This is a genomic window from Rossellomorea arthrocnemi (assembly GCF_904424705.1).
GTDB lineage: Bacteria > Bacillota > Bacilli > Bacillales > Bacillaceae_B > Rossellomorea > Rossellomorea arthrocnemi.
Genome location: NZ_CAJGBF010000002.1, coordinates 444,074 through 466,165, shown reverse-complemented (window position 1 = coordinate 466,165; position 22,092 = coordinate 444,074). Strand labels below are relative to the sequence as shown.

General features: G+C 44.3%; 21 protein-coding genes. 19 read left to right on the top strand and 2 right to left on the bottom strand.

The window, feature by feature from the left end; translation table 11 throughout:
• The first annotated feature begins 2 nt into the window (after window positions 1-2).
• The 11 genes from nadA (at window position 3) to yajC (ending at window position 10,293) form a co-directional block, all read left to right on the top strand.
• Window positions 3-1,109: a quinolinate synthase NadA gene (gene nadA, locus BAA9072_RS05325; RefSeq protein WP_201713621.1), complete on the top strand. Its 1,107-nt coding sequence runs from the start codon at window positions 3-5 to the stop codon at window positions 1,107-1,109.
• Between the two features lie 158 nt (window positions 1,110-1,267).
• Window positions 1,268-2,794, top strand: a complete 1,527-nt coding sequence (gene safA, locus BAA9072_RS05320; protein ID WP_230980758.1) for a SafA/ExsA family spore coat assembly protein — start codon at window positions 1,268-1,270, stop codon at window positions 2,792-2,794.
• 1 nt (window position 2,795) lies between these two features.
• A complete protein-coding gene (locus tag BAA9072_RS05315) occupies window positions 2,796-3,773 on the top strand; it encodes a phosphotransferase (protein ID WP_201713619.1) in 978 nt (325 codons plus the stop codon).
• A gap of 103 nt (window positions 3,774-3,876) precedes the next feature.
• On the top strand, window positions 3,877-4,614 hold the full coding sequence (locus BAA9072_RS05310; RefSeq protein WP_201713618.1) for a YhcN/YlaJ family sporulation lipoprotein: 738 nt from the start codon (window positions 3,877-3,879) through the stop codon (window positions 4,612-4,614).
• 174 nt (window positions 4,615-4,788) lie between these two features.
• A complete protein-coding gene (locus BAA9072_RS05305; protein WP_201713617.1) occupies window positions 4,789-5,337 on the top strand; it encodes an intercompartmental signaling factor BofC in 549 nt (182 codons plus the stop codon).
• Between the two features lie 558 nt (window positions 5,338-5,895).
• The gene (gene ruvA / locus BAA9072_RS05300; protein ID WP_201713616.1) at window positions 5,896-6,507 is read left to right on the top strand and encodes a Holliday junction branch migration protein RuvA; all 612 of its coding nucleotides are present in this window, start codon (window positions 5,896-5,898) and stop codon (window positions 6,505-6,507) included.
• A 24-nt stretch (window positions 6,508-6,531) separates the two neighbouring features.
• Entirely contained in the window at window positions 6,532-7,533 is a 1,002-nt protein-coding gene (gene ruvB / locus BAA9072_RS05295) for a Holliday junction branch migration DNA helicase RuvB (RefSeq protein WP_201713615.1), read from the top strand.
• A complete protein-coding gene (locus tag BAA9072_RS05290) occupies window positions 7,530-7,736 on the top strand; it encodes a DUF2905 domain-containing protein (RefSeq protein ID WP_201713614.1) in 207 nt (68 codons plus the stop codon). Before ruvB ends, BAA9072_RS05290 begins: the two co-directional genes overlap by 4 nt.
• Window positions 7,737-7,775: 39 nt before the next feature.
• Complete coding sequence (gene queA, locus BAA9072_RS05285; RefSeq protein ID WP_201713613.1) at window positions 7,776-8,801, top strand: tRNA preQ1(34) S-adenosylmethionine ribosyltransferase-isomerase QueA; 1,026 nt, start codon at window positions 7,776-7,778, stop codon at window positions 8,799-8,801.
• A 40-nt stretch (window positions 8,802-8,841) separates the two neighbouring features.
• Window positions 8,842-9,981 carry a tRNA guanosine(34) transglycosylase Tgt gene (gene tgt / locus BAA9072_RS05280; RefSeq protein WP_230980757.1) on the top strand — a complete coding sequence of 380 codons (1,140 nt, stop codon included), beginning with the start codon at window positions 8,842-8,844 and terminating at the stop codon, window positions 9,979-9,981.
• Window positions 9,982-10,023: 42 nt separating this feature from the next.
• Window positions 10,024-10,293 (top strand): preprotein translocase subunit YajC, encoded by a 270-nt coding sequence (yajC, locus tag BAA9072_RS05275; RefSeq protein WP_201713611.1) that lies wholly within the window; start codon window positions 10,024-10,026, stop codon window positions 10,291-10,293.
• Between the two features lie 71 nt (window positions 10,294-10,364).
• Here yajC and BAA9072_RS05270 read toward each other — a convergent pair whose 3' ends face one another.
• Window positions 10,365-10,736 carry a TIGR04086 family membrane protein gene (locus tag BAA9072_RS05270; RefSeq protein ID WP_201713610.1) on the bottom strand — a complete coding sequence of 124 codons (372 nt, stop codon included), beginning with the start codon at window positions 10,734-10,736 and terminating at the stop codon, window positions 10,365-10,367.
• Window positions 10,737-10,897: 161 nt separating this feature from the next.
• Here BAA9072_RS05270 and BAA9072_RS05265 point away from each other — a divergent pair, with 161 nt between their 5' ends.
• A complete protein-coding gene (locus BAA9072_RS05265; protein WP_201713609.1) occupies window positions 10,898-12,193 on the top strand; it encodes an ArsB/NhaD family transporter in 1,296 nt (431 codons plus the stop codon).
• A gap of 42 nt (window positions 12,194-12,235) precedes the next feature.
• Window positions 12,236-12,907, top strand: a complete 672-nt coding sequence (locus BAA9072_RS05260) for a DUF421 domain-containing protein (protein WP_201713608.1) — start codon at window positions 12,236-12,238, stop codon at window positions 12,905-12,907.
• A 49-nt stretch (window positions 12,908-12,956) separates the two neighbouring features.
• On the opposite strand, the gene spoVB is transcribed toward BAA9072_RS05260, so the two are convergent.
• Window positions 12,957-14,507, bottom strand: coding sequence for a stage V sporulation protein B (gene spoVB / locus BAA9072_RS05255; RefSeq protein ID WP_201713607.1), 1,551 nt, complete (start codon window positions 14,505-14,507; stop codon window positions 12,957-12,959).
• 125 nt (window positions 14,508-14,632) lie between these two features.
• Between spoVB and BAA9072_RS05250 the strand changes: the two genes are divergently transcribed.
• The 6 genes from BAA9072_RS05250 (at window position 14,633) to BAA9072_RS05225 (ending at window position 21,930) form a co-directional block, all read left to right on the top strand.
• Window positions 14,633-14,953 (top strand): post-transcriptional regulator, encoded by a 321-nt coding sequence (locus tag BAA9072_RS05250; RefSeq protein ID WP_201713606.1) that lies wholly within the window; start codon window positions 14,633-14,635, stop codon window positions 14,951-14,953.
• Window positions 14,954-15,083: 130 nt separating this feature from the next.
• The gene (gene secDF, locus BAA9072_RS05245; RefSeq protein ID WP_201713605.1) at window positions 15,084-17,348 is read left to right on the top strand and encodes a protein translocase subunit SecDF; all 2,265 of its coding nucleotides are present in this window, start codon (window positions 15,084-15,086) and stop codon (window positions 17,346-17,348) included.
• Window positions 17,349-17,448: 100 nt separating this feature from the next.
• Window positions 17,449-18,375, top strand: coding sequence for a cation diffusion facilitator family transporter (locus tag BAA9072_RS05240; RefSeq protein WP_201713604.1), 927 nt, complete (start codon window positions 17,449-17,451; stop codon window positions 18,373-18,375).
• 14 nt (window positions 18,376-18,389) lie between these two features.
• Window positions 18,390-18,725: a LapA family protein gene (locus BAA9072_RS05235; protein ID WP_201713603.1), complete on the top strand. Its 336-nt coding sequence runs from the start codon at window positions 18,390-18,392 to the stop codon at window positions 18,723-18,725.
• A 338-nt stretch (window positions 18,726-19,063) separates the two neighbouring features.
• On the top strand, window positions 19,064-21,427 hold the full coding sequence (recJ, locus tag BAA9072_RS05230) for a single-stranded-DNA-specific exonuclease RecJ (protein WP_201713602.1): 2,364 nt from the start codon (window positions 19,064-19,066) through the stop codon (window positions 21,425-21,427).
• A complete protein-coding gene (locus tag BAA9072_RS05225) occupies window positions 21,418-21,930 on the top strand; it encodes an adenine phosphoribosyltransferase (RefSeq protein ID WP_060670793.1) in 513 nt (170 codons plus the stop codon). Before recJ ends, BAA9072_RS05225 begins: the two co-directional genes overlap by 10 nt.
• The last annotated feature ends 162 nt before the right edge of the window (window positions 21,931-22,092 follow it).

Below are 22,092 nucleotides of genomic sequence, written 5' to 3'. Positions count from 1 at the left end.
AGATGGGGATTCTGGATGAATTGACGAAAGAAACGGGTGTATTACCTGAAACGATTACTAGCCTCACGACGGAAGAAATGGAAAGCAGAGTGAGGGAAATCAAACTTCAATTAGGAAAGAAGCTTTTTATTCCCGGGCATCATTATCAAAAAGACGAAGTGATCCAATTTGCTGATGCCGTTGGAGACTCCCTACAGCTTGCCCAGGTATCCGCCGACAATAAAGACGCAGAGTACATTGTGTTTTGCGGTGTTCATTTTATGGCTGAAACGGCAGATATCTTAACGGATGATAATCAAGCTGTCATTTTACCGGACATGAGGGCGGGATGTTCCATGGCAGATATGGCAGATATTTATCAGACGGAAAAAGCGTGGGAGAAGCTCATGGAGATTTTCGATGAAAGTATCATTCCCCTTACTTATGTGAATTCGACTGCAGCCATTAAAAGCTTTGTCGGAAAAAATGGGGGGGCAACGGTTACGTCATCCAATGCCCACAAGATGGTGGAATGGGCTTTGGGAGAGAAACAGCGAATCCTCTTCCTGCCTGATCAGCATTTAGGTCGAAATACTGCAGCTGATCTTGGTGTTTCCTTAAGTGAAATGGCCGTATGGGACCCTATCCGAAATGAACTTATTTATGATGGTAACATGGACTGCGTGAAGGTGATTCTCTGGAAGGGACACTGTTCGGTTCATGAAAATTTCACGGAGAAAAATATTGAAGATATCCGGAACAACCATCCTGACATGATGATCATCGTCCATCCCGAATGTCGTCGTGAAGTGGTCGAGAAGTCCGATCTGAATGGCAGCACCAAATATATTATTGAAACAATTGAACAATCTCCCCCGGGATCGTCCTTTGCCATCGGTACTGAAATGAATCTTGTAAAACGGCTGATCAACCAGCACCCGGATAAGAAAATTGTCTCACTGAACCCATACATGTGTCCATGCTTGACGATGAATCGCATTGATTTACCCCATCTTCTATGGTCATTGGAAAAAATTATGGAAGCAAATCCTGAAAATATCATCAAAGTGGATAAAGAGGTCTCAAAGAATGCAATTTTCGCATTAGAGCGCATGTTGACCCGTGCTTAATGCAAATGAATGAATAAATGAGCAAGCTGAAAAATACCGTCCCAATCCCAGGGACGGTATATTTTTTTTGTATATCTCATAAGTTTTTATGTAGATGATTAGCAATTTGCCTATCTTGTCATAGGATATATAGACTTATGCCTGAGGAGGGAAAAAGAGTGAAAATCCATATTGTTCAAAAAGGAGATACTCTTTGGAAGATCGCCAAGAAGTACGGCGTGAATTTCGAAGAATTAAAACAGATGAATGCCCAGCTTTCAAATCCCGATATGATCATGCCCGGCATGAAAATTAAAGTGCCGACTACAGGCGGAACCGTAAAAAAAGAGACACAAATCAAATACGGATCCAAGGAAATGCCAATGAAGGAGATGCCAAAAGCAGAGCATCCATTCAAAGAGCAAAAGCCTATGGCCATGCCGGTTCAAGAACCAAAGAAAGAAATGCCGAAAGAAGTACAAAAGCCATTTACGCCTAAAATGCCTCAACCAGTCGTCCCTGAAATTGATATCAACAACTACTACATGATGAATATGGCGAATATGCAAGTACAGCAGCCAAAACAGCAAGCAAAGCCTAAGCAAATGCCCAAACCCCAATCGCCGCCTAAGCCGACCAATGTACTCCCTAAAGCGAAAGAACAGCCAAAACCAAAACAAGAACCTGTAAAAGGGGTTCAAGAAGAAGAAAGTCTACAAATGCCATCACAACCACAAGGAGGGAACACTCAGCCTATGTATTATAACCCGAATAATTGTGTACCTGTATCACCTGTCATGCCAGGGTCCGGTTTCTGTCCTCCACATGGAGGAATGCATCCAGGAGCAGGTTATGGGATGCCGATGGGGCAAGGAATGGGACCTGGAAGTCAAGTTCAAGGTGCTTCAATGATGCCTGGAATGCAGAACATGCCAATGATGCCACAAATGGGGTATGATGAAGAGTCCTCTTCGGTTATGCCATACATGCCTCATGCTCAAATGCCAATGCAACAGCCGATGCAACAGCCAATGCAACAGCCAATGCAACAGCCGATGCAGATGCCGATGCATATGCAGCAACCGATGCAAATGCCCATGCAGCAGCCGTCCGGAGTAATGGGTGCATCTGATGAAAACTACCCGTCGGCTCAAATGCCGCAGCAACAGGCTCCATATATGCCGTATCCACAGAACTGTTATCCTGTCTCACCTGTCATGCCCGGACCTGGATTCCACCAGGGAGGAATGCCGGGTGGATATCCGATGGGTCCTGGTGGTCAGGTGCAGGGAGCGATGTCTGATGAGTCTCCTTCTATGAATGGATATCAAATGCCGATGGGTCAGCCTTCCAATGTGATGGGAGCTCAAATGCCAATGGGTCAGCCTTCTAATGTAATGGGAGCAAGTGATCAGGGGGATTGCGGATGTGGTGGTCCTCAATTTGGCCCAATGATGCATCAGCAAATGCCCCAAGGAATGCAGCAACAGCCATACGGCTACGGACCTGGAATGATGGGGCAGGGAATGCCTGGTCAGGGAATGCCGATGGGACCTCAAGGTCAGGGAATGATGCCGATGGGACCACAGGGTCAAGGGATGCCGATGGGACCACAGGGTCAGGGAATGCAAATGGGATCACCAGGAATGTTTGGTCCAAGAGCATTTGCCATGCCGAATTTCAATGACGATGATTTTGAGGGATAACATGCTTGCACGAGGGGACGATTATTCACATCGTCTCCTTTCTTTTTTGCAATATAAGTTACAGGATCCCGGTGCATCCCTGAAAAGTATTAAAGAAGGAAAATGGGTGCTGAAAAGCAATGGTAGAAAATGGTTCGTGAAACGATTTCCCAATCAGCTGAAGTTCCTGCTCCAGGAAAGAATGATTTCAACACTGATAAGAGAGAAGTTTTATCATGTCCTGCCGTTTCATCCCATTCATGAGGAGGAAATCTTATTATTTGAAGGGTTTCCCATTGGTATTACGGTGTGGCTGGAAACCTCTGGGCCCATTAGTTATGATCGACGGAAAGACAGGGAAGATGCATTGAAGGTATTGAAAAAATTCCATGACGTTGCAAAAAGAATTCAAGGTTCATGGACAGAAGAAATTCCACATTATAAATGGATGAAAAAATGGAAAAAGCGAATGATGCAGTTTCAATATAATCTCCCCTATTTGCAAGCATTCATTCAGCCTTATTATTTATATACTTATTTAGAGTGGGGAAAATGGTCATTAAAGGAACTGAAATCAATCGGCATTCGAGAGTATGGTGATTGCATCACTCATGGTGATGTAGCACATCATAATTTCTTAAGGGGAAAAAACGGAATGGTGTACTTGATTGACTTTGACCTCATGTCACTCTCAACGGAAATAACGGACGATTTGCAATACTGCAACCGGATTTTACCCTATTTAGATTGGTCCCTCAATGAAATCAAAGAGATGAAACCCTTCCATTCCTATCGTGATCACCTTATCTTTTACCTGGGATTGATGTATCCTTCTGATGTGTTCCGAGAGTGGAATCGATTCATAAGGGAAGATCAATATTATAAACAGCGTGTGTGGGGATATTTAACGAATTTGACGATACAACAATTCCCCAGGAGGATGCAATTTAATCAAGAGCTGCATGGAGAAGTGAACAGGATCATCAATACCCAATTGTAGGGGATGTCTCCAGACTTTGACCCGAATGAAATGGAAGCTCCTATCACAACCTAATGGGGAGCAGAAATAATGCTCAAGTATCGGGTTGAAGGAGGAATCACCATTGAATAAACGTTTATTCATGGTACCATTAACAGCCGTCATGACCCTGGGTCTTGCAGCATGTAACAGCGGAGAAGAAAATGCTCAAGATCGTTATTCAGACTCCTACGAGCCGCTTGGATTCTACTCCAACGATGGACACGGTGGAGATAACCGGGACGAGAGGGACGGACCTCTGACGGAAATGTATGATCACTCTGTCGGGAAAGAAGGGCAGGATATCCGTCAACAGAAACGCCAGTTCCTTCAAGTGAAGGATGAGAATGGAAATCCGAAAAACCCATCGCGACCACTTGCCAATTATGATGAGAATTTCTTAGCCCGTGACGGCCGTGCAAGCCACGGGGATGCAAACTATCACGGTCATCTTGATGATAATACCCGTGATGCAAGACGATCCTATTACACAGCGTACGAAGGTGACCTTGCCGAGAAGATAGGTGATGTAACAGGAAAAGTCGAGAACGTCAGTGATGTTCGAGCTGTCGCCTATGGATCGGATGTCCTCATCGCTATTGAACTTGATGATCATAGTAAAATCGAGGAAACAAAAGCCCGTGTGAAAGAAGCGGTGCAGCCTTACCTGAACGGAAGAACGGTTTCGGTAGTAACAGATGAGGGGACCTTCAGCCGGGTTAGAAACATTGACAATGATTTACGTGATGGTGGTCCAAGAGACACAATCAATTTCGATATGCATGATATGTTCCGATCTGTGAAGGACCGAATCAACCGATAATGAAAAAAGACTACTTCAAGAGTTCACTCTCTTGAAGAGTCTTTTTTTCTTTGGGATGCATCCTCCTTAGGAGAGAGGTGTCCCTAAAAAGTTTGAGTGAGGTTGGATATTCCTAACAGGCTTTGGCAAGACTATGGATAGAGTGTTACATAAATCAAGTTCGAGGTGATCACGATGACGATGAAGGTTCGAATCGTGTTTATGGTGATGTTGTTAATCGGTGCATTTTACTTCACATTCTTTTATACCGAGGAGAAGCAGGCAGCTGATGGCACTTCCCTGGAGATGCTGAATGAAACGCCTGCTGAAGTCGCTTCCGCCCATACGGTAACGGTTATATTGGAGCGCGTATATCTGGATGGAGAAGTGAGTGAAGAAATTGTGCAGGAAACCATCTGGAGCATGGAAGACTTTTGGGCTGCATATGAAGACTGGCAGCTGATGGATATGACGGAAGAACAAATCGTGTTCCAAAAGCAGATGGATGATATTTCTCCTCTTCTTAAGACAAATGGATATTTCGGTATATCCGATAATGGGGTACTCTCCATTTTCAACGGGAAACCGGGACAGGCGGAGATTATACAATCCTTTTTTCAAATTGATGTAGAGAAGCTGGAGAGTAAGAGGCATGATGATCTCGTCAAGGGCATCCCCATTAAATCGAAGCAGGAGTATGAAGAGGTACTCGAACAATATAAACCCTACTCCGTTCCTAAATAAGACTGAATAACCAGTGCACATACCACTGGTTATTTTTATTGTTGAATTTTCCTCTGCCCATTCTTCTCATTATTTGATAAAATTAGAACAAGTGTTTCTCTTTGGTCTTCCTTTCCCATCCCTTCAAATAGTGATATGATACAATAGATTTTGTATGTCTTTTGATTAGGCTCTTTTCGTAAAGTTTGTTGATATCATAGAGAAGTAAGTAGTCGTTGACTTTCGCTCCAGCAGGCTCGCTTTTGCCTTGTGGGATTAGTCTCTCGAGGTCATAAGCTAAATGGTCCAAGAAGGAAAAAATTTCTTGAAAGATGGTGAGGGGAACTGCGCAGACTCCTGCGGAAAAACGGGCGTGCCGAGACCCCGGAAGCGAAGCTGAGGAGGCTCGGCCGTTCGTCCGCGGAAAGCGAAGCAGTTCACCCCACCATCCAGCAGACTCTAATTGACAGAGCACAGGCAGACCTTATGATCAAGCGCAACAATCTTTGCCAAATAAGTCTTTTGAACATGGATGATAGATGAAAGATCAAGTAGTGGTATATATGGGGAGAGAATGAAATGTATGAATATATTAAAGGGACGGTCAGTCAAGTAGGTCCCGAGTATGTAGTGGTGGAGAATAATGGGATCGGGTATCAACTGTATACGGCGAATCCATTCGTTTATTCAAAATATCAAAATCAAGAGATTCAGATTTTTACATATCAGCATGTGCGGGAAGATTTGATCGCCCTCTACGGGTTCCTTGCCATTGAAGAGAAACTGCTCTTTATGAAACTATTAAATGTTTCAGGAATCGGTCCGAAGGGAGCCTTGGCGATTTTAGCATCAGGTGCCCCGCAGCAAGTGATCACGGCAATAGAGGAAGAGAATGAAGGCTTCCTGACGAAATTTCCCGGTGTAGGGAAGAAGACAGCCCGGCAGATGATTCTTGATTTAAAAGGAAAGCTCCAGGATGTAGTGCCTGATTATTTCCCAAGCCTCTTCTCAGATCCCGAGGCAATGGAGGTATCACATGGGAAAGACGAGGCATTTGATGAAGCGATTCTTGCCCTTAAAGCCCTTGGTTACTCTGAACGGGAAATAAAGAAAGTCACTCCAAAACTGAAGGGCGAAGGGCATTCGTCAGACGAAATCATCAGGAAAGCCCTTCAACTTCTATTGAAATAAAGCCCATGAAAGGAGGAAGTCTAAATGGAAGACAGAATCGTATCAGGCGAATCAGAATTAAATGAAGATTCCTTTGAATATTCCTTGCGTCCTCAGACAATTAAACAATATATTGGGCAAGATAAGGTGAAGCATAATCTGGAGGTCTTCATCGAAGCGGCAAAAATGCGAGAAGAAACCCTGGATCATGTCCTGCTTTATGGTCCGCCAGGGTTGGGGAAAACGACTCTGGCCGCTGTCATTGCCAATGAGATGGGCGTGAACTTACGGACCACTTCTGGACCTGCCATCGAGAGACCGGGGGACCTTGCCGCAGTGCTTACGGCACTCGAACCTGGTGACGTATTGTTCATCGATGAAATCCACCGGCTCCCACGGGCCATCGAAGAGGTTCTTTATCCGGCCATGGAAGACTTTTGTCTGGATATTGTCATCGGAAATGGTCCGAGTGCACGGTCTGTCCGCTTGGATCTTCCGCCTTTCACACTCGTTGGGGCGACGACCCGCGCCGGTGCATTATCAGCTCCGCTTCGGGATCGATTTGGTGTTTTATGCCGGTTGGAATATTATAATGAAGAGCAGTTAAATGAAATTGTCCAGCGTACCTCCGCTATTTTAAACACGAAGATCGAAGCGAAGGCTGCTGAAGAATTGGCGCGCAGATCAAGAGGGACACCACGTATCGCCAATCGATTGCTCAGAAGGGTGAGGGATTTTGCCCAGGTGAAGGGGAACGGTGATATCACCACCACTCTTTCAAGGGAGGCCCTTGAACTTCTTCAAGTCGACAGACTCGGTCTTGATCATATCGATCATAAGCTCCTCAAAGGGATCATCGAGCGCTTCAGGGGAGGCCCTGTGGGTCTCGACACCATCTCAGCAAGTATCGGGGAGGAGTCCCATACGATTGAAGATGTATACGAGCCTTACCTTTTGCAGATCGGATTCATCCAGCGGACGCCAAGAGGAAGGATCGTCACTCAACTCGTATATGATCATTTCAAGCTGGAGGTGCCGAACAATTGACGGGATTACCCAAATTAGTCATGATCATCGGTGGAATCATTCTTGTGATCGGCTTTCTTATGCAATTTATTAAAATAGGGAAGCTTCCGGGCGATATTATCATCAAAAAAGAAAATGCGACATTTTATTTTCCACTTATGACTTCTATTCTTTTAAGTGTTATACTTTCCGTTGTCTTTTATTTTATCGGGAGATTTAAATAGGGTTCATAAGTGAGATTTACATAAGCTAGGTGACGAACAGTGAAAGTAGAAGATTTTGATTTTTATTTACCTGAAGAACTGATTGCCCAGACTCCTCTTGAGAACCGTTCCGAGAGTAGATTGATGGTGTTGGATAAAGAAGATGGTTCCATGGATCACCTCCGTTTTAAACATATCGTCGAGTACCTTGAAGAAGGGGATTGCCTTGTCCTGAATGATACAAGAGTACTGCCGGCACGTCTTTTTGGGCAAAAAGAAGATACAGGTGCCAACATTGAAGTGCTCCTTCTCAAACAGGAAGACGGTGATCGTTGGGAGACGCTGGTGAAACCTGCGAAACGGATTCGTGTCGGAACGGAGATCGTGTTCGGGGATGGGAAGTTAAAAGCAACCTGTGTCGATTTGAAAGATCATGGCGGGAGAATTCTTGAATTTCAATATGAGGGGATTTTCTACGAAGTGTTGGATGAATTGGGAGAAATGCCATTACCCCCATATATCCGTGAACGTTTGGAAGAACAAGACCGCTACCAGACGGTATTTGCCAGAGAAAGAGGTTCAGCGGCAGCTCCGACTGCAGGTCTTCACTTTACGGAAGAACTGTTGGATGAATTGAGGGAAAAGGGTGTACATATTGCATTCATTACCCTTCATGTGGGACTGGGGACGTTCAGACCGGTTTCAGTGGAGACTATCGAGGATCATGATATGCATGCTGAATTCTATCAGGTATCCGAAGGGACCGCCCGCCTATTGAATGAAGTAAGGGCAAATGGTGGCCGCATCATAACAGTCGGAACCACATCCACCCGTACTCTGGAAACCATTGCCTCAAAGCACGGGACTTTCGTGGAAGAGAATGGCTGGACGAATATTTTCATTTACCCAGGATACGAGTTTAAAGGGATCGATGGTCTTATCACTAATTTTCACTTACCGAAGTCGACCCTGATCATGCTTGTCAGTGCCTTTGCGGGGCAGGATAACGTCATGCATGCCTATGAAACAGCCGTGCAAGAGGAGTACCGCTTCTTCAGTTTTGGAGATGCGATGTTGATAAAATAATAATTGAAACCCAATGGAAATTGGAAGGAGAATTCCTAAGTTGACTGCAATAAAATATGAATTGATTAAAACATGTAAACAAACCGGTGCAAGACTTGGCCGCGTCCATACACCACACGGTTCATTTGAAACACCAGCCTTCATGCCTGTAGGGACCATGGCCACTGTAAAAACCATGTCACCTGAGGACTTGAAATCCATGGAGTCAGGCATCATTCTTAGCAATACCTATCATCTATGGTTACGTCCGGGTCATGAAATCATCAGGGAAGCTGGCGGCCTTCATAAATTCATGAACTGGGACCGTGCGATCCTTACCGATTCAGGCGGCTTCCAAGTGTTCAGTTTGAGTAAGCTTCGCCAGATTGAAGAAGAAGGAGTCCACTTCCGTCATCATCTGAATGGGGATAAGCTCTTCCTCAGTCCTGAGAAAGCGATGGAAATTCAAAACGCATTAGGCTCTGATATCATGATGGCTTTCGATGAATGTCCACCATATCCTGCTGAATACGATTATATGAAGAGTTCTGTAGAGCGTACGACACGTTGGGCAGAACGCTGTCTAAAAGCTCACGAGCGTCCGCAGGATCAAGGATTGTTCGGGATCGTCCAAGGTGGAGAGTACGAGGAGCTTCGAAAGCAGAGTGCCCGTGACCTTGTATCCATGGATTTTCCCGGCTATGCTGTTGGTGGCCTTTCTGTCGGCGAGCCGAAGGACGTCATGAACCGGGTACTTGATTTCACGACCCCTCATCTTCCGTCGGATAAACCCCGATACCTGATGGGAGTAGGATCTCCTGACTCACTGATCGATGGTTCAATGCGCGGAATTGACATGTTTGATTGTGTTTTGCCTACCCGTATCGCCCGTAATGGTACTCTCATGACAAGTGAAGGACGTCTCGTCGTGAAAAACGCTAAATTTGCCAGGGATTTCAGACCGATCGATGAGAATTGCGACTGCTATACATGTAAAAATTATAGCCGTGCTTATATCCGCCACTTGATCAAATGTGACGAAACGTTCGGAATTCGCCTTACCACTTATCATAATCTTCATTTTCTGTTAAAATTAATGGAGCAAGTCAGACAAGCGATTCGTGAAGATCGTCTAGGAGACTTTAGGGAAGAATTTTTCGAACAATACGGATTCAACCGTCCTGATGCGAAAAACTTCTAATAAGCATGCTATAAACAAATGATTGAAAGGAGGGGAAAAAGAATGGGAAGTTTAGGAACAATACTACCTTTGATATTAATGTTCGTTCTGTTTTACTTTTTACTGATCCGTCCTCAGCAAAAGCGTCAAAAAGCGGTCTCTAAAATGCAAAATGAGCTTGCGAAAGGTGATAGAATCATCACGATTGGCGGTTTACACGGATCGATCGATGCTATTGAAGAAGGTAAAATAGTCATCCTGTGTGGTGACGGAAGCCGTCTTACATATGATCGTAACGCGATCAGGGAAGTCATCAGAGCAGAGCAGGTATAATATAAAAAGGGTACCTCATCCATGTGCCTTGGCGCAAGGATGAGGACCCTTTTTATATGGCGAAGTTTTGATCAGCTCTCTCTTGGGCCCCCACTCATATTTACACCAAGTACTCCACCCATCATGGCCGTGAGGATGTAGCAACCGTGATAAACGAGCTGTTCCATTGAAAACAGGCTATCATATCCAAGGTATTGAAATAAGAAAATGATGAGGGTGTAAATAAGTCCGGTTGACCCTCCCAGGACCCATCCTTTTGTTTTTCCCTTTCCTCCTGACATAAATCCCCCAACAAATAGTGAAAGAAACGAGATAATCGTAACAAATAATGTGATGGAGCTTTCAGTCAAATCGGTAAACCGGAGCAGTAAAGAGAATAATAAGCTTGCTGCAATCGCTATGACAAATATGGTGGTCGTTCCGTAAAGGACGGCACCACCCATTTTTTTCGCTTCGATGACGGTCCTCTCCCTTCTATCTCAATAATTTTATTCCGTATTAGTACAAGCATATTCACCGCTATATAAAAAAAGACTAGATATTTTCCGTGGTCAAGCCTCATAGACTAGTATGAAACTTCCTGGAGAAGGAGGAGTAAGTGACCATGTCTCCGATGTTGGTATTGATCGTGTTTGTATCTGTATACATCCTATTAATGACTGAGAAGTGGAATCGTGTTTTGGCTGCTATGGCCGGTGGGGTCGCCATGCTCCTGATTGGAGCTTTTCCCATTGAGAAGGCGTTATTTACTTATATCGATTGGAAAACCATCACACTTCTGTTTTCTATGATGCTGATCGTCACGATCACGAGTAAAACAGGAGTATTCGAGTATATTGCCATTCGGATTGCCCAATGGGTGAACGGGAACGGCCTCGCACTCTTGATTCTGTTTTCTTTACTCGCAGCAGTTGGGTCTGCTTTTTTGGCAAACGTCACAATCGCTATGTTGTTGGTTCCAATATTGTTTAAATTGACCAGGCTTCTTGAACTTCCTCCCATCCCGTTTCTGATCATGACGATTTTAGCCTGTAACATAGGCGGGACGGCAACCTTGATTGGTGACCCTCCTAACATGATGATTGGTCAGGCAGTGAAGCATTTTACATTCAATGCTTTCCTTGAAAATTTGTTACCCGTCGTGTTGATGGTTTACGCAGTGACGCTCTTAATCATGTGTGTTCTGTACAGGGAAGTACTTCATGTGAAAGAGGACAGGAAGCTGCTGCTGAAAGGGATCAATCCCAATGAGTATATAAAGAAAAACAGAGGTCTGTTTCAGTCTATTTTTGTACTTGCATTGGTGCTGGTGGGCTTTTCCGTGTATCCGGTGTTTCATTTAGATGTGACTACTGTATCTCTTGCTGGTGCCGTCCTGCTCATGCTGCTCTTAGAGAAAATTTATCCTCCTGAAAAAATTTTGCGGGAAGTTGAATGGGGGACACTCTTTTTCTTTATGGGTTTATTCTTGCTGGTCGGGGGGATTGAGGAAGCAGGATTCATTGATGAGGTTGCACGTGAAATTCTCCGTGCGACGGATGGGGATATGAAGAAAACGGCATTTGTGATTTTATGGGGGACAGGTTTACTCTCTGCTGTGGTGGATAATATCCCGTTTGTTGCCGCAATGATTCCCGTAATCCAGGAATTCGGTGAGTTTGGGATGGTCAATATGGATCCTTTGTGGTGGTCATTAGCTCTTGGTGCCTGCCTGGGCGGGAATGGTACCCTTCTGGGCTCTTCTTCCAATCTGGTCATCGCAGGACTTGCTTCGAAGGAAAATGTACATATCAAATTTTATCAATATTTACTTATTGGTGTTCCCGTTACCGTCATTTCCCTTGCCGTTTCCTCATTTTACGTATATTTTAAATACATTCGTCCATTTCTGGGTGGATAAATATTCCTCCGATTTATTTTCACCTTCTGTCGATACTACATAATGACGTGTGTATGGGAGGGAAGAGTAGTGGAAGAATATTTCATCATCATTTTACGCACTCTTTTTCTTTATTTTTTGATCATTTTTATTTTTAGAATCATGGGGAAAAGGGAAATTGGGGAATTAAGCATCCTGGATCTTGTGGTATTCATGATGATCGCAGAGATGGCGGTCATGGCTATTGAACAGCCGGATGACCCCATCGTTCATACGGTGCTCCCCATGGGAGTCATCGTGATCATTCAGATCCTGTTTGCATGGTTCTCCCTGCGCTCTAAATCCTTTCGGGAGTTGTTAGACGGAAAGCCTTCCGTCATTATTCATAATGGGAAAATTGACGATAAAGCCATGAAAAAACAGCGATACAATTATGATGATTTACTTCTTCAATTAAGGGAAAAAGATATTTTTAATCTTGCAGATGTAGAATTTGCGATTTTAGAGCCGTCCGGGAAACTCTCAGTGTTAAAGAAAGATAAAAAGACTCCTCATTCCCTGACGCTGCCCCTGATTCTGGATGGACAGGTCCAAACCACCCATCTGGATATGATCGGAAAAACGTCGTTCTGGCTGCGGAAAGAACTGAGGGAGCGGGGATTCAAAAACTTACAGGAAATCTCCTTCTGCAGCTTTCAAAACGGGCAGTTTTATATTGACGAAAAAAACCAGTAATAAAAAATACTCCATAACAATTGTTAAGGAGTCTTTTTTATTGGAAAGACTATGGAGTGATGAAGCGCCGGATGAAAGGAATTCGTGCAAGGTCGTTCTTCACGATAAGTTTAAGGGTGATGGAGAGCAGGGTGTATATGATCGTGGAAGTGAGGACCCCGAACAGTAAGCGGAATATGACGGACTGATCTTCAAATAAATGAAGATAAGAGTAGTGGCCCCATACACCTGTAATCAATAAGACAAATACCGTTTTTACGTAATCCCGGGCATAGATCGTCATCGGTATATATTTCAGGATGGTCATGAAATGAAGCAGGGTTACGAGCAAGAAACCCGTCACGATTCCGAGAGCGGCACCATTTATACCGAAAGCAGGCTGGGAAGCGAGAACAAAGATGACACCGGTTTTGAGCACAGCACCAATCAAGCTGTTGATCATGGCGGCTCTTGCCAGATTCAATGCCTGCAGTACTGCCTGCAGCGGCCCCTGATAGTAATAAAATAAAAAGAAAGGGGCCATGATCATCAAGAACCCGGCACCGTTTTCATTCCCATACATGACCTGCATGAGAGGCTTTGCGTATACGTAAAGGATGACGACGGAAATCCCACCTGTGATTAAACAGAATCTGAGGGCCTGCTGCAGCCTGTGTTCGATTAATGTGAAATTTTTTTGAGAATTGGCTTCGCTGATGGCAGGGACAAGAGATTGAGATAATGAAAGGGTCACGAATGATGGAAGGAACAGGAGGGGAAGGGCATATCCTGTCAGGGACCCATATTGTTTCGTTGCCATTCCCGCGGCCACCCCGGCAAGGGCAAGGCTGTTAGCAACCACAATCGGTTCAAAAAACCATGCGATCGATCCAATCATTCTACTCCCCGTAGCCGGCAGGGCCACACTCATGAGTTCGTTAAACGTTTCCCGACCATTGCGGATCGAGGTGAAGAAATTGTGTCTGATCTTAAACTTTTTCTTAATCTTGAAACTTGCAAACAGATAAAGCAGGGAAGCGAGTTCCCCAAGCACCGACGCCACCATAGCAGCGGCTGCGGCATATTCGATACCGTAAGGAAGAAAGGTTTTGGTCAATAATGCGATCAGCGTAATGCGGACCACCTGCTCAATGACCTGGGAATAGGCAGAGGGCTTCATGTTCTGCCTGCCTTGGAAATAACCTCTGATGACAGAAGAAATCGCTACGATTGGGATTATAGGAGCGATGGCAACCAAAGGATAATAGATTCGATCATCCGTAAATAAAACGTCTGTTAAATAGGGAGCGAGGAGGATGAGTGCAGGCGTGAAGATGAGAGATAGCCCCATGGTGATGGATAAAGAGACCACCAATATTTTTTTGACTTTCCGTATGTCTCCCTTTGATTCCGCTTCAGCTACATTTTTGGAGATGGCTACAGGGAGTCCCAGTTGAGTGATGGTAATGACGAGTATGAGGGTAGGGAAGGCCATCATAAACAGGCCGACACCTTCTTCTCCGATGAATCTGGCTACGACGATCCGGTTTACGAACCCTAATATTCTAGTTATAAAGGCGGCCATCATTAAGATCATGGTGCCTTTCAGAAATTTTGACATAAAATTCCCTGCCTTCTCAAAATTGGTATTATCGTTTACAATGATGTATATGCACAATGGTGGACAAAGCATGACAAGTAGTGAACAATTCCGGCTAAATATAGCCCAAATGGGGTGGACGGGTAATGAAGAATAATCAGCATCCTTACGATCGTTTTTATGAATCATTAGTACCAGCGCTTGTAAGCAAAGTAGAAGAATTTGAAATTCTTGGATACGGCAAGGCAAACGCTGACCGGCTATGGTCCTACTTAACGAAGAAAAAATGGAAGAAACCAGAAACAGATGTAAAGGTCTTTCAGTTAGTGAGTGATGTGTTAACGGTCAAGCCCGGGGAGTATATGAGCTTTGAAACGATCGAAGCGTACAGGTCTCCCAATTGGTTTACCGAAGTGAATGAAGACGAGTTGAATGAGCTTCTTCGCCCGAATAAGAATGGAAAATAGTCCGAAAAGAAATTGACACTCTTTTCTTTCTCGTAGATAATGAGAATGCCCGAAGAATTCAGGAATTATATTACTTTTTGAAGCACATAGTTCGTATGGTTTTTAAAACGGCAAGGAGGATCTATACATAATGGTAAAGCGTGGCCGAATAATCGCCTTCTTTATACTTGTGGTATTACTTGCAGGTACTATGGGAGGAACGACGAAGAGTATTGTTGATAACATTAAACTGGGATTGGACCTGCAGGGCGGGTTTGAAGTTCTTTATGAAGTTCAGCCAATCAAAAAAGGTCAGGAAATCACAAAAGAAACCGTTGCCAATACAGCCGATGCATTGGACAAGCGTATTAACGTATTAGGTGTCAGTGAGCCTAATATTCAAATTGAAGACGGAAATAGAATCCGTGTTCAACTCGCCGGGGTGGAGGACCAGAACGAAGCAAGGGAAATCCTCTCCACTCAAGCCAATCTGACGTTCCGTGACGTGAACGATAAAGTCCGTCTGGACGGATCGGATCTTGCATCCGGTTCTGCGAAACAAACGTTTGATGACAAGAACAATCCGATCGTTTCCTTAAAATTGAAGGATCGCTCGAAATTTTACGAATTAACGAAAGATATTTATGCAATGGCTCCACAGAATCAACTCGTGATCTGGTTGGATTTCGAGGAAGGAAAAGATTCATACAAAGCTGAGGCAGGAAAAGAAGACCCGAAATTCTTATCCGACCCGGCAGTGAATAAACCGATTAACTCGGATGAAGTCATCATTGAAGGGAACTTCACGGTTGAGCGTGCCCAGAATCTGGCGTCCTTACTGAATGCCGGGGCACTTCCGGTCAAACTGGATGAAAAGTATTCCACATCTGTTGGGGCCCAATTCGGTCAGCAGGCACTGGATAAAACAGTGACAGCGGGGATTATCGGAATTGCCATCATTTTCTTATTCATGATTGCATATTACCGTTTCCCTGGACTGATCGCAACGATCACCCTTTCTGTTTATATCTACCTCATTCTACTGATTTTCGATATGATGAATGGGGTTCTGACCCTGCCGGGAATCGCCGCGCTCATCCTCGGTGTCGGGATGGCCGTCGATGCGAATATCATTACCTACGAACGGATCAAAGAAGAGATGCGGGTTGGAAAACCGATCCGTTCTGCGTTCCAGGCCGGTAATAAATCGTCTTTCTTAACGATATTGGATGCCAACGTAACCACAATCCTTGCAGCGGCTGTTCTCTTCTTCTATGGAACAAGTTCTGTCAGAGGATTCGCTACGATGTTGATTGTCAGTATCCTGACCAGCTTCATCACCGCGGTATGGGGTTCACGCCTATTGCTTGGCCTTTGGGTTAACAGCCGCATCTTTAATAAAAAGCCGGGCTGGTTCGGTGTCAAAAAGTCCGAAATCAAGGATTTGGCGGAGAACTACGATACACTTGATCTGCCTACCCGCTTCGACCGCTTTGATTTCGCAGCGCAACGGAAGAAATTCTTTACCTTGTCAGCTGTACTTATCACAGCGGGGATCATCATTCTGGCTGTCTTCAGACTGAATCTTGGTATTGACTTTGTCAGTGGTTCCCGTATGGAAGTCCTGGCAGATCAAAGCTTGAAGACGGAACAAGTCCAGGATGAATTGAAGGAAATCAAACTGCCTTCAGATGATGTAGTCATCTCAGGGGATAAAGATAATATTGCCGTCGTCCGCTATACGGATGACCTGAGTAAAGATGATATTGCCAAATTGAAAGATCACTTTAACAAGCTTTATGGGGCTGAGCCGAGTATCAGTACCGTATCTCCTGTAATCGGGAAGGAACTCGCACAGAATGCCATGATCGCCGTGGCGATTGCTTCTATCGGGATCATTATATATGTTACTGTCCGTTTCGAATGGAGAATGGCTTTGGGAGCAATCCTTGCCCTCCTCCATGATGCATTCTTTATCATTGCCTTCTTCAGTTTGACAAGACTTGAAGTGGATATCACGTTCATTGCAGCGGTCCTGACAATCGTCGGTTATTCGATCAATGATACGATCGTCACCTTCGACAGGCTCCGTGAGAACCTGCACAAGAAACGTCGCTTGAAGACGGATAAAGACATTGAAGAAGTGGTGAATCAAAGTATCAGACAAACGATGGGACGTTCAGTCAATACTGTGTTAACCGTTGTATTCACGGTCATTGCACTCATGATCTTTGGAAGTGAGTCCATCCGTAACTTCTCTATTGCTTTATTGGTAGGGTTAATTTCAGGTACTTATTCTTCCGTATTCATCGCGTCCCAAGTATGGCTTGTGATGAAAAAGAAAGAGCTGAAGAAAAAGGGAACCATCAAAACCGTCAAAGAAAAGAAAACGTGGTCGGATGAACCGCAAGTGTAATATATAAGAGGTCCGGGAAGTCTTTCTTCCCGGACCTGTCTTTTTTTATTTTTTACGGCATTGGGTTACAATAATAGGAGTTCTAAGGGAGGCGAGACGAATGAATCATGAGGATCGTTTTAAGAAAGCGGAATTTGCCGCCATGGTAGGTGTGGTAGGGAATATTGTGCTTGCCATTATTAAGTGGGGTGCCGGTATTTTAGGGAATAGTAGGGCGCTGATTGCAGATGCAGTCCATTCAGCCTCGGATGTAGCGGGTTCCCTTGCGGTCTTTATCGGGTTGCGTGCCGCCAAGCAGCCGCCGGATCAGGATCACCCATATGGACACGGTAAGGCGGAGTCCATCGCAGCAATCATCGTGGCTGTCCTCCTGTTCCTGGTAGGGATAGAAATTGGGAAATCATCGATTGAATCATTCTTTCACCCCCTCACTCCTCCGACAGCGATTGCGATTTACGCCGTCATCTTCTCCATCATTGTGAAAGAGGCGATGTTTCAATATAAATATCGTTTGGGTAAAAGGATAAAGAGTGATGCATTGATTGTGAATGCATACGAGCATCGTTCGGATGTGTTTTCTTCCATTGCAGCTCTTGTGGGAATATCAGCTTCCATTCTTGGAGGGAAGTTTGATATCGGCTGGCTGGTTTATGCGGATCCTGTCGCGGGTATATTCGTTTCCCTGCTAGTCCTCAGAATGGCCTGGCATTTAGGGTCGGAATCCATACATACGACACTCGATCACGTCATGCATGAGGAAGATATCCTGCCTTTTCGAAAAATTGTAGAGTCCGTCCCTGAAGTGAAAGAAATCAACGAGCTTCATGCAAGGGAGCATGGGCACTACGTCATCATTGATTTGAAGATCAGTGTAGATCCTTATATGACGGTAGAGGAAGGTCATCGTGTGGGGAAAAGAGTCAAGGAGAATCTTTTGGAAGAATCCAATGTTAATGATGTGTTTATTCATATCAATCCATTCAATCCTGCTTCTGAAGAAAATGATGACCAAATAGACTTATCTTAAGGGAGGGAAATCTCATGAAATTTCAATGGACCTTATTATTAGGTATTTTCTTTGCGTTAGTCGTATCGATTTTCGCTGTTATCAACGTCGATCCCGTCACCGTCAATTATTTATTCGGTGAATCCGACTGGCCTCTTATTTTAGTTATACTTGGATCTGTCTTGATGGGCGGCATTATCATCGGCTCTGTTGGACTGTTTCGATTATTCGTCGTGCAGCGGAAAGTAAAATCCCTGGAAAAAGAAAATTTGCTTCTCAGGGAACAGGCAGAAGGGATGCACAAGGAAAAGACCGAAGACATTCCGTTAAAAAAACGTGCCCCTGACTCAGTTGGAGAAGTAGGGGAGTAAACAAGCTTGGTGGCTTTTGTCACCAGGCTGTTTTTTTGTATTCATAGTGAATTGGTCATATTGGAGTGTCGGTTGTTTTTTTGGGTGAAATTGCAAATTGGCTTGAATTTGGTTGGATTATGAATGGAGGAAACGGCCTGATTATGGTACATACCGCCTGGATTACCTCCAATCATCGCCGGATTATCACGATTATGCCTCGATTTCCCCAAGCTGAATCCCAAAGTCAGGACCGGTAATCGGACTCACCGTACGTCTCCATCTTTTAATCAGTCTGTTAATAAGATTGAAACAACCCCTTCACTTTTGTATAATGAGTAAGGCTGAGGGGTGAACGTATGTTAAACTCAAAAACACGTTGGATATTGACAGAATCAGATGAACATAAAATAGCAGAACTTGCTAATGAACTAAAAGTACCTTCGCTTGTAGCGAAATTATTGATAAACCGGGACTTGGGTGATGTAGAAGAAGCCCGGAATTTTTTATTTGATTCAGGTGACTCATTTCACGATCCATTTTTATTTGAAGATATGACAAAAGCAACGGAACGAATCCATAAAGCCATTGAAAACGGGGAAAGAATTCTCGTTTATGGTGACTATGATGCAGATGGAATAAGCAGTACGTCGGTCATGATGACAGTACTGAGAGATCTGGGAGCCATGGTTGAATTCTATATCCCCAACAGGTTCAGTGAAGGATATGGACCGAATGAAGGGGCGTTCCGCTGGGCTAAGGATGAAGAATTTTCGCTCATCATCACGGTCGATACAGGAATCTCTGCCGTGAGTGAAGCTAAACTCGCTAAAGAGCTTGGGATGGACTTGATCATTACAGACCACCATGAACCTGGTCCCGAATTACCGGAAGCGTATGCTCTCTTACATCCAAAAACGGGAGAAGTGGCATATCCCTTTGGAGAACTTGCAGGAGTAGGTGTGGCATTTAAATTGGCACATGCCCTTTATGGTGAACTGCCAACCCATTTACTGGATCTTGCAGCGATTGGGACCATTGCCGATCTTGTTCCCTTAAGAGGGGAAAATCGACTTCTGGCAAAGCGTGGTCTCTCACAGCTCCGGACTTCAAACCGATTGGGAATCAAAGCTTTATGCAAAATTGCCAATGCTAAGCAGCATGAAATATCTGAAGAGACCGTCGGCTTTATGATTGCTCCACGGATTAATGCCGTCGGTCGTCTGGGTGATGCCGATCCTGCAGTAGATCTTATGCTGACTGAAGATGCAGAAGAAGCAAAGGCACTTGCGGAAGAAATTGACGATTTAAATAAAGAAAGACAGGCGATTGTAGCTAAAATGACCGAGGAAGCCGTGGAGATGGTGGAGAGAGAATTCCCACTGAAAGATAACCATGTACTCGTCATCGGAAAAGAAGGCTGGAATCCCGGAGTAGTCGGAATTGTTGCTTCACGCCTGGTGGATAAGTTTTATCGTCCGACCATCGTGCTCAGCTACGTCTCTGAAAAGGGGACGGCGAAGGGGTCGGCGAGAAGCATCGCCGGATTTGATCTATTCCAGAATCTTTCCACCTGCCGGGATATCCTTCCGCACTTCGGAGGACATCCGATGGCTGCAGGAATGACTTTACAATTAGACGATGTAACACACTTGAGAAATCGGTTGAATGAGCTGGCAGAGACTGAACTGACCGCAGAGGACTTCATTCCTGTCACACAACTCGATGCTCCCGTGACCATGGACGAAATCTCAGTGGAGTCGATTGAAAAGCTACAGCTTCTGGCACCTTTTGGTATGAAGAATCCAAAGCCCAAATGGATTATTGACAATGTGAGCATCGAGCATTATAAAAAAATCGGATCTGCACAAAATCATCTTAAGCTTGTTTTAGAAGGCAATGGTGTCCAATTAGACGGCGTAGGCTTTGGCCTCGGTGAACTGGCTGACCACATGACACCTTTTTCAAACGCTTCTGTGATTGGTGAATTATCCATAAATGAATGGAATAACCGCAAAAAGCCCCAGGTGTTTTTGCATGATGTGAAAATCGATCATTGGCAATTATTTGATGTGCGGGGAATCAAACAAGTCCATAAATGGAATGAGCTCATTCCTGCAGAAAATAAGTCAATGATTTGCTTTCATCCCTCCACATTGGACAAACTGAATCTGCCCAAAGAGGAAGTGATGCTATTGGAGGAGAGCTCGACATTTGAAAATCTATCTACCGAAAATGCAAGTCTTGTGCTTTTAGATTTGCCAACTTCCAAGCCGATACTTGAAGATCTTTTGAAGAAGGGACGTCCGGACCGGATCTATGCCCATTTCTTCCAGGAAGAAGATCATTTCTTCAGTACGATGCCTACCCGGGACCATTTTAAATGGTACTACGGCTTTCTCACAAAACGGGGAACATTTGATTTGAATAAACATGGGGATGACCTTGCAAAGTATAAAGGCTGGTCAAAAGAAACAATCGATTTCATGTCACAGGTGTTTTTTGATTTGAAGTTTGTTACAATAGACAATGGATTTATTTCTCTTAATCCTGAGAAAACCAAGAAAGATCTTTCTGAATCTCGAACATATCAGAAGAAACAACAACAATACGAGCTTGAAAACGAATTGTTATATTCTTCCTATCAAGAGTTGAAGACTTGGTTTAATGAAAGGATAGAAGAGTCTGTTACAATTGAGGAGGAAGTAAAAGCATGGACTTAAAACAATATGTTACAATCGTTGAGAATTGGCCAAAAGAAGGTATTAAGTTTAAAGACATCACAACCCTGATGGATAATGGTGATGCTTATAGATATGCTACGGACCAAATTGTAGAGTATGCGAAAGAAAAACAAATTGACCTGGTTGTAGGACCGGAAGCCCGTGGATTCATCATCGGCTGCCCAGTCGCTTATGCCTTGGGTGTAGGCTTTGCTCCTGTTCGTAAACCTGGTAAGTTACCACGTGAAACGATCCAGAAGGAATACGGTCTGGAGTACGGTAAAGATGCATTGACGATTCATAAAGATGCCATCAAGCCCGGCCAGCGTGTATTGATTACCGACGACTTACTGGCTACCGGTGGAACGATCGAAGCAACGATCAAGCTTGTAGAAGAATTAGGCGGAATTGTTGCGGGTACTGCTTTCTTAATCGAATTAACGTACCTTGACGGCCGGGACAAGCTCGAAAACTATGATATCATGACATTAATGCAATACTAATTTCGTTTATCTAATCTGATAAATATATAAATTTTGTGATATACTGAAATAAGGGACTGACAACTGGTTAAAGTGTCAGCCCTTATTTTTTTAATGGACTGTTTTCGTAAAGCTTGGTGACAACTTAATGAAGCTATCAATAGTAGTTGATTACAGGGAGTG

Excerpts from the sequence above, each read along its gene's own strand:
- BAA9072_RS05235 (WP_201713603.1), top strand. The coding sequence starts at position 18,390 with ATGAAATTTCAATGGACCTTATTATTAGGTATTTTCTTTGCGTTAGTC.
- BAA9072_RS05270 (WP_201713610.1), bottom strand. The coding sequence starts at position 10,736 with ATGGGTGGTGCCGTCCTTTACGGAACGACCACCATATTTGTCATAGCG.
- BAA9072_RS05265 (WP_201713609.1), top strand. The coding sequence starts at position 10,898 with ATGTCTCCGATGTTGGTATTGATCGTGTTTGTATCTGTATACATCCTA.
- BAA9072_RS05250 (WP_201713606.1), top strand. The coding sequence starts at position 14,633 with ATGAAGAATAATCAGCATCCTTACGATCGTTTTTATGAATCATTAGTA.
- spoVB (WP_201713607.1), bottom strand. The coding sequence starts at position 14,507 with ATGTCAAAATTTCTGAAAGGCACCATGATCTTAATGATGGCCGCCTTT.
- BAA9072_RS05260 (WP_201713608.1), top strand. The coding sequence starts at position 12,236 with ATGACGTGTGTATGGGAGGGAAGAGTAGTGGAAGAATATTTCATCATC.
- BAA9072_RS05240 (WP_201713604.1), top strand. The coding sequence starts at position 17,449 with ATGAATCATGAGGATCGTTTTAAGAAAGCGGAATTTGCCGCCATGGTA.
- nadA (WP_201713621.1), top strand. The coding sequence starts at position 3 with ATGGGGATTCTGGATGAATTGACGAAAGAAACGGGTGTATTACCTGAA.
- ruvA (WP_201713616.1), top strand. The coding sequence starts at position 5,896 with ATGTATGAATATATTAAAGGGACGGTCAGTCAAGTAGGTCCCGAGTAT.
- BAA9072_RS05315 (WP_201713619.1), top strand. The coding sequence starts at position 2,796 with ATGCTTGCACGAGGGGACGATTATTCACATCGTCTCCTTTCTTTTTTG.
- BAA9072_RS05305 (WP_201713617.1), top strand. The coding sequence starts at position 4,789 with ATGACGATGAAGGTTCGAATCGTGTTTATGGTGATGTTGTTAATCGGT.
- yajC (WP_201713611.1), top strand. The coding sequence starts at position 10,024 with ATGGGAAGTTTAGGAACAATACTACCTTTGATATTAATGTTCGTTCTG.
- ruvB (WP_201713615.1), top strand. The coding sequence starts at position 6,532 with ATGGAAGACAGAATCGTATCAGGCGAATCAGAATTAAATGAAGATTCC.
- secDF (WP_201713605.1), top strand. The coding sequence starts at position 15,084 with ATGGTAAAGCGTGGCCGAATAATCGCCTTCTTTATACTTGTGGTATTA.
- recJ (WP_201713602.1), top strand. The coding sequence starts at position 19,064 with ATGTTAAACTCAAAAACACGTTGGATATTGACAGAATCAGATGAACAT.
- BAA9072_RS05225 (WP_060670793.1), top strand. The coding sequence starts at position 21,418 with ATGGACTTAAAACAATATGTTACAATCGTTGAGAATTGGCCAAAAGAA.